Source organism: Bacillus sp. SIMBA_005 (genome assembly GCF_046535585.1).
Lineage (GTDB): Bacteria > Bacillota > Bacilli > Bacillales > Bacillaceae > Bacillus > Bacillus pumilus.
The window spans coordinates 1-271 of the sequence record NZ_JAWRWI010000421.1; the positions used below are offsets into that span (position 1 = coordinate 1).

Below are 271 nucleotides of genomic sequence, written 5' to 3' on the forward strand. Positions count from 1 at the left end.
GTCGTCATCGCCGAGCCGGGACCGACCGCGACGGAGTTCGGCAACGGGCTGGAGCACGCGACACCGCTGCCGGCCTACGACGACACGCCGGCCGGCGAGGTGCGCCGCGCGGTCGCCAGCGGCGCGTTCGAACTCAAGGGCGATGCCGCCCGCACCGCCGCGGCGATGATCCAGGTGGCCGACGCGGACCGGCCGCGGCGCCGGATCGCGCTCGGCAGCATCGCCTTCGACAATATCCAGCGGGCGCTGCACGCACGGCTGGACGATCTGC

Annotated in this window: 1 pseudogene; it reads left to right on the forward strand. The window is 74.5% G+C overall.

What is annotated here, in order from left to right:
- Window positions 1-271: pseudogene (locus tag SB660_RS20715) on the forward strand (hypothetical protein); the annotation flags it as partial.